Genomic DNA, 7,816 nt, shown 5'->3' with positions numbered 1-7,816 from the left:
TCTTTTGAAGAAAATTTAGCCATAAAAAATGCACCTCCAATTGTTAATTATGTGTCTAACAATTGGGGTGCACTTCACAATAGCAGTATGCTATTGGGGCAGTCTTTCTCTTTTAAACTTTAAATCTTTCAATTAATCCTTGCAACTCTTCAGCCATTTGAGATAATGTACCAGCTGCGGAACCAATTTCTTCCATAGAAGCTAATTGTTCTTCAGCAGACGCTGCGACACTTTGTGTACTCGTCGCATTATTCTGTGCTGTCATTGCAATTTGTCCTACTGAAATAGATACTTCATTGGCACCTTTTGACATCCCATTAGCCGTTTCAACCATCGTTTTAATTTGATTAGCAATTTCATTTGTAGATTGTAAAATCTCAGCAAAATTTTGCTTCGTTTCATTTGCAATAACTAGTCCAGATTGAACTTCTTCATTTACATGCCCCATAGATTTTACTGTCTTACTCATATCATCTTGTATTTCACATATTAATTTACTAATTTCACTGGAAGATACACTAGATTGCTCTGCCAATTTACGTACTTCATCTGCAACGATCGCAAATCCTCTTCCGTGCTCACCCGCTCTTGCGGCTTCAATTGCAGCATTCAAAGCAAGAAGATTTGTTTGATCTGCAATATTTTGGATTACTTCTAATATGTCACCAATTTGCTTTGATTTATTATTTAATAACTGTATAACTGCATCAGATTGCGAAACAGATTCTGCAATAGATTGCATTTGATTTACTGTTTTCCCTACTAGCTTTCCACCATCTTCTGCTTTTTCACGAGTATGAGTAGAAGCCGTATTAATAGATGATGAACTATTTGCTACATGCTGAATTCCTTCTGTTACATCAAACAGTAACATCGCACCATTTTCTACACTTGTTGTTTGCGTCGTTGCACCACTTGATATTTCATCCATTGCCATTGTAATTTGTTCTGTTGCTTCACTCGCTTGCCTTACACTAGCAGTTAGCTCTTCTGATGCCGCTGCAACATGCCCGGCCGAATCATTAATCCTTCCAATTAACGTTCGTAGTGAATCTGTCATCTCATTAAAACCTTTTGCAAGTTGACCAATTTCATCGTTTGAATGAATTTCAATTGTTTGTGTTAAATCTCCTTCACTTATTTCTTTAGAAGTGGCAACTAATCTCTTTAAAGGTTTTGTAATAGAAAGCGTTACGAAATAAATAAGTGCCCCTCCTACAACTAGTGAAATAATCATAACAATTAACATATTATAAAATAAAGGCTGAGCAGCTTCAATGACTTCACTTGAGTACATCGTTCCACCGATTTTCCAACCTGTTTTTAAATTTGTAGCAAATACCATTTTCTTTTCACTACCGTCATACGTGTATGAAAAAGCGCCCTGATTATCTTCGTAAATTCTCTTTGCCCAAGAATCAGCTGCTTTATCTCCTGGTTTTTCTTGAGGGTGAGCAATTATTTTTTGTTTTCCATCTAAAATGAAAGTATATCCTTTTTTACCAATATTGATTAGCTTTGTTGTTTTCAATAAATTCTCTAAACTTAAATCTACCGCAACAACACCATTTTTATCTTCTGTTTGTTTCGCAATCGTTACGACAATATGTCCATTTCCTTTTGCCTTATACGGTTCAGTGACCACGATTCCACCTTGTTTACTCACTGCATCTTTATACCAAGAACGAGTTGTTGGATCATAATCTGCTGCCATTTGTATATTAGGTTCTTGCACAAATTTCTTATCATTGCCGGCAACATATACTTGTTCAATATCTTTATTTAAATTAATATACTGAGATAACACCTTTCTTAATTCATCTTGATTATCTCCTTGATACATATCACTATGAACCACTCGTGCAAAGTTATTTATTTCGTTAAATTTCGCCTCAATCATTTGATTGATTAAATTATCTAATATTTTTATATTATCGTGAGCACTACTCGTAATTTGTGATTCAAAATTCTTTTTAGCCGTTTGATAAGACATGCCCCCAATAATAGAGACAGCTGCAATTAAAATTACAAAAAATGAAATTAATAGCTTTTTTGCTACTTTTATATCTCGAAACCACCTTAACAGTTTACTCATTATAAACCTCCTACATTCAAATATTAAGTTTTAAAGATAAATAACCGATTATGAATATATCCCATTCCCTATCCTCTATTTTTACAATTCGTTTTTCATAAACACCTTGTAAAGTTTAAACAAATATTCTCGCTTTGTCTATATATATAAATAATATTATTATAAAATTTACAAATGTAAAAAACCAAAGGAATAGCCCTTTGGTTTTTTACATTTTTTTATGTTGTTTAGAAATCTTCTTCCACTTATCGCGCTCAGCTCTTGCAAGAATAGCATCTTGTTTTCTCATAAAATACGCCAATTCTCTTTGCAACTTTTTATAGCTTTGCAAACGATTTATCGTCATTAGCCCGTTATCAATTGCTTTATGCACTGCGCATCCTGGCTCATTCTCATGTTTACAATCTCGGAAGCGACATGTTTTTGCAAATTCTTCAATATCAGAAAACGTTGTTTGGATTGCATCGCTTCCATCCCAAAGCTGTAACTCTCTCATGCCAGGAGTATCAATGACTAAGCCCCCACTCGGTAGTTGGAACAGCTCACGATGAGTTGTCGTATGCCGCCCTTTACTATCTTCCTCACGTATATCTCCCGTTTTCGCTATCTCAATTCCTACGAGTGCATTTAACAAAGTAGATTTTCCAACCCCTGATGAGCCGACTAAAGCAATTGTTTTTCCTGAAGCAACAAATTGTTGTAACGAGTCAATACCTCTATGCTCTAAACTATCGACGACGAAGATCGGAACACCAATTGCAACAGCTTCCGTTTCTACAATTTTTTGTTCCACATCTTCACATAAACTACTTTTTGTTAAAACAATAACAGGCATTGCACCACTTTCATACGCTAATAGTAAATAACGCTCCAACCTTCTTACGTTAAAATCATGGTTAAGTGCATTCACTAAAAATAAATAATCAACATTTGCTGCAATAATTTGTTCTTCAGTTCTATTACCAGCTTCTTGTCTTGAAAAAGAACTTCTTCTCGAAAAAATACGATGAATGATTGCCTTTTTCTCATTTTCTATTTTCTTTATATACACCCAATCACCAACTGCTGGGTAATCTCCTTTCGTTACCGCTTCATGTCGAAACTTCCCAGACAGTTCTGCCATATATTCACCGTCATTACAAATAATACGATATATATGCTTATGCTCAAGTAAAATACGCCCTACTTCATAATTCTGCTCTACAGCTTGCTCTTCAAAAAATGAATCCCAGCCGAACGACTCTAAAATATTTTGATTCAAATCAAGATCCTCCCTAGTTTGTACTAAGTGGAAGGATTGCGAACTATCTTATATAATATCGCCCTTTCCATCCACGTTTGTATTTAATTTATTATTCATTACAGTCATATTCGCCATAATACATCACTCCGATCTTATTTTAATTACTCTCATTATATGGAATATCAATTTAAAAAGCTACTTTATTTGACGTAATTTTCAAATAAATATCTCTTTAACATTCTAATTTGTCCACGGTGATTAATTTCATCTTCTATCATATGAAACCAAAGATAGTGCTGGTTATACGCTACACCGTTAGGCCACTTTCTTTCTGACATTAGCCATGTATCATCTATTTTACTCAAATACTTTAGCGACTCTTCTCGAACACTTTGCAAAAGTTGTACATAATACTGTATTTCATGACCATGAATCGTTCTCCCAACTTCCCCTAAATACAGTGCATCTTCCCATATTTCTAATTCTTCTTTTGTAAAGTCACGATTTTGAAATGAAATAAGCTGATGGGCTTTTTCTATAGATGCCATATGTTTTAATAAGGCGCCAATTGAATTCCCACCACTTGGCATAATTAAATCTAATTGCTCAACTGATAGATTTTCTATTTCCTGTAATGTTACCGCCCTCGTATGCTCCAGCATACTTACTAATTCCCCTATATTTTTCGTATAACCATCCACACTTCTTATTCGATACTCTATATTCATATCACACACCTCTTTCTGTATTCATATTATTGTAAATATGATTCATATAATAGACTGAAATATATCGGAATTTTCTGTTATAATTAAATTGAATAAGATTTACCCAAACAAACTTTCTCAATATGCTTATATGAAATATGAAAAGGAATCAATATGAAAAAATCGAATCTTATTCACTAAAAGGAGTGGATTCGATGGAAATGTATCAATGGCTAACCGCAGTTCTCGTTGGTGGCATTACTGGCTTCGTTTCCCATCTAATCAATAACCAAGGTAAGTTATTGCTTCCACGCCGTTTGAAAACTTTTTTTCATTTTGGATTTTTAACTGATATTTTTACTGGTAGCCTAGCCGCACTTCTTGGACTCGTTTTATTCGATGTCACCGCAATAAAGGAAATTATAAAAGTCTCCATTGTGACTGCTATTTCCGGTCAAACCTTTTTACTTCACCAAGCTCTAGGTGGTGAGCAGGCTAAAAATACGCAAATTGGAAAAGCTGATGAGAAGATTCAAGAAATTGACAAATTATTACGACGTTAGTCTATACTTTCTTTAAAAATTATTGTTATAATGAAAAATATATATTTTCTATTGCGTCGTTTGTCAGAAGAAAGGGTGTTTCGTATGACAAAAAAGAAAATAGAAGATTTCTTAACAAACACCGAAAAAGAGGAACTGCTAGAAAACTATAAATGTTTACGAGAAGCCCGCACAAAAAGCGAAGCTAACTATTTTGGCGAAGAAGTAAACCATCTACTAAATAAAGCAAAACAACGAATTATTAAAGATGCAGGCATACATGATGAAAATGCAGCAACTGTTCAATCAAAGAGAAAAGCACTGTTTTAGTTATATTAGCTAAAACAGTGCTTTTTATTTACAAAGATTTTCACCATAAGCATTTTTCACATTACTTTCACATCTATTTCACAAATATAAGTAATCCTATATGTTAAACTAAGTATATCCTTTTCCAAGGAACTATATGCCGATATATAAATCCCTATCTTTATAGGGATTTTTGATTTTTATACTATATGCTGTTTATATAGTATAAAAGAAAAGGAGCTTAGCATGCGATCTTCCCCTTCCTCACTACTCTTCTAATATTAACTCGATTTCTTTCATTGCCCCTTCATTCAATGATACATCCACCGCTTTCCACCAGGTATAACAGTATCAATTCCTTCTTTATTTAATAACCATGCTAACGCTAAATGAGGCAATTCAATATTATTTTCTTTAGCTACGTCTTTTAACTTTTCAACTTTTTTAAAGTTACCTTTATATATATTTTCTTCAAATAGATTTACACTTTGACGCCAATCCCCTTTATACAAGTCTAAATCTTCTGTATATTTACCACCTAATATCCCAAAGGCTAGAGGCCCATACGGTATAAATGAAATACCTTCTTTTATACAATACGGCAATAGTTCTTCCTCGGCAGTACGATTTAACATATTGTAAGGCGATTGTACAACATCAATATGACCATGTTGATTCGCTTCTTTTAATTGTTCTATGTTTACATTCGATATTCCAATTGAACGAATTTTCCCTTCTTCTTTTAAACGAGTAAGCTCTCCGATTGAAACTATGTAACTTGTTTCAGGATTTGTAAAATGTAAATAATATAAATCAATATAATCAGTCTGTAATCTTCTTAAGCTATTCTCCACAGCATTTCTTAAATAACTTGGTTCATTGTTAATATAAGTTTCTCCATTTAATAACGGCTGAATTCCACCTTTTGTAGCAAGTACAAACTCGTGGCGTTTCTCTTTTAATACCTCTCCTATCAATTCCTCCGATCTACCAAAACCGTATGAATCCGCTGTATCAAAAAATGTAATTCCTTGCAGGATTGCTTCTTCTATTAATCGTTTTCCTTCTCCCTCATTCACATCAACATATAAATTATGCCCCCCTACTGCATTTGTACCTAAACCCAACTTTGAAATATTTAGTCCAGCCTTTTGCAATTTTATATACTTCATTTTTTCTCCCCTTTTATTTCTATTGTTCGAATATAATTGAACAATAGAAATATATCACTTTATATGCTATAGTGCAAATATGTTAACTTATACAAGTAGGTGAAAAAATGCGTACACTCTATCATCCAAATCGAGAAGAAATTCAATTTTCTTCTGTCCTATATGCACTTAGCGACCAAATTCGTTTACAAATTGTAAATATGTTACTAGAGAAAAATGAGCAATCTTGTGGTGCGTTAAACATTCCAATCGCAAAATCAACTTTATCTCACCATTTCAAAGTTTTACGTGAATCAGGTGTCATGTATACACGTCTTGAAGGAACACAACGTTTCATTTCAATTCGTGAAGATGACTTAAATGCTAGATTCCCGGGTTTATTAAACGTTGTATTACATGCGACAGGGCCATACTAAAAAACATCTCACTTACAAATGAGATGTTTTTTAGTATTTGTTATTCTTTTAATAGATCTATTAATCCATTCCCTTCAGATGTACGCTCATATCCTAAAGGTACAGTTCTTTTAATAAGTTGCGCGTAAATTTCTGGCTCTGATAACTTTCTGCCATATTCTCTTTCGCACTGCTTAATGAGAAGTGCTAATGCACCAGCGACATGCGGCGTCGCCATTGAAGTTCCACTTAATACAGCATATTTCCCCTCTGGATACGTAGATAATATTTCATCACCTGGCGCTACTAAATCAATTTCTTGATTTGAATTACTAAAACATGCGATTTTCCGCTCTAAATTGACAGCACCAACTTCAATTACTTCAGCATAAGCACCTGGGAAATCTAGTTCCTCCGTATTATCATCACAATCTCCATCATTTCCTGCAGCACATACAACGAGAACATCTTGATTTACTGCATTTTGAATAGCTTCATGTAATTCCGGAACGTCTTGCGGACCACCAAGTGACATTGAAATAACTCTGACTTCTTCTTTATTAGGTCCTCTCCAATTTACAGCGTAATGAATCGCCTCAATAATTTGCTCATAGCTTCCAGAACCATCTCCCGCTAAAACCTTTAACACTAGCATTTTAGCAAGAGGTGCGACTCCTAAAACACCGACATCATTTTCAGTCGCTGCAATCGTCCCCGCTACATGAGTCCCATGGCCGTTATTATCAAGGTAAATGTTCGGATCTCCTTCATAATCTTTCGTGAAATTTCTCCCACCAATAATACGATCTTTTAAATCTATATGATTAATATCACAACCTGTATCTAATACGGCAACGACAACATCTTTTCCTTTCGCACTCTTCTCCCATACTTGTGGAGCGTTAATCAGTTGTACACCTGGTGGAATTTCATTTACTTGTTCAACCACCTTATTTACGGTAAACGGAATCAATTGTATACCTTTTTGTTTATTCGCTGTACTACTGTTCATCGTAATCCCTCCTGAAAATATATTATTTTCATTTCAGACCACTATTGAATAGGTTTACATTTAACATTCGTTTTAACTGTTCTATTTTCCTTCATTTCAAATGTTTCTCAATATAACTTACCAACATTTATCCCGTGCTTTGCAGGCAATAACAGTTCAAATCATTCAACGAATGTATAAAAATAAAAGGACCATTAAATGGCCCTTTTATACAGGCTGTGGAGAAAGTCTTCTCCACAGCCTGTTTATGTGTCTGAACCTCTCTTTATGTGTCAACACTGATAAAAAAGAGGTAAAGGAGAGATTTTTTATGATGGGTGCTTTAAAAAATCATCGTGATG

General features: G+C 34.2%; 7 protein-coding genes and 2 pseudogenes. 3 read left to right on the top strand and 6 right to left on the bottom strand.

The genetic code is table 11. The features are described 5' to 3' along the window. Positions 1–112: 112 nt before the first annotated feature. The 4 genes and pseudogenes from JDS92_RS31745 to JDS92_RS29040 form a co-directional block, all read right to left on the bottom strand. A complete protein-coding gene (locus JDS92_RS31745; RefSeq protein ID WP_407057248.1) occupies positions 113–931 on the bottom strand; it encodes a methyl-accepting chemotaxis protein in 819 nt (272 codons plus the stop codon). 123 nt (positions 932–1,054) lie between these two features. Then, positions 1,055–1,993: pseudogene (locus tag JDS92_RS31740) on the bottom strand (HAMP domain-containing protein); the annotation flags it as partial. Between the two features lie 310 nt (positions 1,994–2,303). Further along, a complete protein-coding gene (gene rsgA, locus JDS92_RS29045; RefSeq protein WP_097854923.1) occupies positions 2,304–3,356 on the bottom strand; it encodes a ribosome small subunit-dependent GTPase A in 1,053 nt (350 codons plus the stop codon). A gap of 182 nt (positions 3,357–3,538) precedes the next feature. Next, entirely contained in the window at positions 3,539–4,066 is a 528-nt protein-coding gene (locus JDS92_RS29040; protein ID WP_199632975.1) for a DinB family protein, read from the bottom strand. A 194-nt stretch (positions 4,067–4,260) separates the two neighbouring features. On the opposite strand from JDS92_RS29040, the gene JDS92_RS29035 reads away from it, so the two are divergent. Beyond that, positions 4,261–4,608 carry a DUF4257 domain-containing protein gene (locus JDS92_RS29035; RefSeq protein WP_000426317.1) on the top strand — a complete coding sequence of 116 codons (348 nt, stop codon included), beginning with the start codon at positions 4,261–4,263 and terminating at the stop codon, positions 4,606–4,608. Between the two features lie 84 nt (positions 4,609–4,692). After that, on the top strand, positions 4,693–4,917 hold the full coding sequence (locus JDS92_RS29030) for a hypothetical protein (protein WP_000162608.1): 225 nt from the start codon (positions 4,693–4,695) through the stop codon (positions 4,915–4,917). Between the two features lie 246 nt (positions 4,918–5,163). On the opposite strand, the pseudogene JDS92_RS29025 reads toward JDS92_RS29030, so the two are convergent. After that, positions 5,164–6,068 (bottom strand): annotated as a pseudogene (locus JDS92_RS29025) (aldo/keto reductase). A gap of 107 nt (positions 6,069–6,175) precedes the next feature. On the opposite strand from JDS92_RS29025, the gene JDS92_RS29020 reads away from it, so the two are divergent. Beyond that, positions 6,176–6,484: an ArsR/SmtB family transcription factor gene (locus tag JDS92_RS29020; RefSeq protein WP_097959169.1), complete on the top strand. Its 309-nt coding sequence runs from the start codon at positions 6,176–6,178 to the stop codon at positions 6,482–6,484. A gap of 40 nt (positions 6,485–6,524) precedes the next feature. Here JDS92_RS29020 and JDS92_RS29015 read toward each other — a convergent pair whose 3' ends face one another. After that, positions 6,525–7,475, bottom strand: a complete 951-nt coding sequence (locus JDS92_RS29015; RefSeq protein ID WP_001089053.1) for a serine protease — start codon at positions 7,473–7,475, stop codon at positions 6,525–6,527. Between the last annotated feature and the right edge of the window lie 341 nt (positions 7,476–7,816).

It is taken from the genome of Bacillus cereus group sp. N12 (assembly GCF_016483575.1).
Taxonomy (GTDB): Bacteria; Bacillota; Bacilli; order Bacillales; family Bacillaceae_G; genus Bacillus_A; species Bacillus_A toyonensis.
Note: the sequence above shows the minus strand (reverse complement) of the source record. Positions and strands in the feature narration are given on the sequence as shown.

Bases quoted from the DNA above. Each gene is read 5' to 3' on its own strand.
- JDS92_RS29040 (WP_199632975.1), bottom strand. From the start codon at position 4,066: ATGAATATAGAGTATCGAATAAGAAGTGTGGATGGTTATACGAAAAAT.
- JDS92_RS29035 (WP_000426317.1), top strand. From the start codon at position 4,261: ATGGAAATGTATCAATGGCTAACCGCAGTTCTCGTTGGTGGCATTACT.
- JDS92_RS29020 (WP_097959169.1), top strand. From the start codon at position 6,176: ATGCGTACACTCTATCATCCAAATCGAGAAGAAATTCAATTTTCTTCT.
- JDS92_RS29030 (WP_000162608.1), top strand. From the start codon at position 4,693: ATGACAAAAAAGAAAATAGAAGATTTCTTAACAAACACCGAAAAAGAG.
- JDS92_RS31745 (WP_407057248.1), bottom strand. From the start codon at position 931: ATGGATGAAATATCAAGTGGTGCAACGACGCAAACAACAAGTGTAGAA.
- JDS92_RS29015 (WP_001089053.1), bottom strand. From the start codon at position 7,475: ATGAACAGTAGTACAGCGAATAAACAAAAAGGTATACAATTGATTCCG.